This is a genomic window from Pseudomonas sp. 43(2021), assembly GCF_017490805.1.
In the GTDB taxonomy this organism is placed as follows: domain Bacteria; phylum Pseudomonadota; class Gammaproteobacteria; order Pseudomonadales; family Pseudomonadaceae; genus Aquipseudomonas.
Genome location: NZ_JAFGYJ010000255.1, coordinates 1 through 525 on the forward strand (window position 1 = coordinate 1; position 525 = coordinate 525).

Sequence of the window (525 nt, forward strand, 5' to 3'; positions counted from 1 at the left end):
TTGTAGCGGTCGCATTCAGGAAGGGCCGCATAGTCATCAGGAACCTACATGCCTACGCCCAAGACTTATTCCTTCAGTTTGCCATCCACGTTGACCGGCAATGCCATCGTCGACAGCCTCATTTCAGGTACCTATTGGCTGGGCGCCAACTGGACCCCAACCGGACCGACCAACCTCAGTTACAGCTTCATGGCGCCGGGCACGTCTTATTTTGTTATCGACTATAGCCCTGACAACGAATACAACGCTTTGTATGAGCTCACGACGGGGCAAAAAAATGCTGTCACCAGCGCCCTCGGAGCGTGGAGCGCTGTTGCCAATCTGAATTTCACCCTGACCACCGACACGATCAGCAACGTGGGTGACATGCGGTTTGGCGGCTATCGACTGATGGACGACAAGACCGCTGCGTGGGCTTATTTTCCGTCAAACACACCGGTAGCCGGCGATGTCTGGATCGGTCCGCAAACCAACGATGCGAATCCGGGCAAGGGAAGTTACGACTACCTGACATTTGTTCATGAG

1 pseudogene is annotated in these 525 nt (G+C 54.5%); it reads left to right on the forward strand.

Features of this window, described 5'->3' with window-relative positions:
- Positions 1–48: 48 nt before the first annotated feature.
- Positions 49–525: pseudogene (locus J5M71_RS27055) on the forward strand (serine 3-dehydrogenase); the annotation flags it as partial.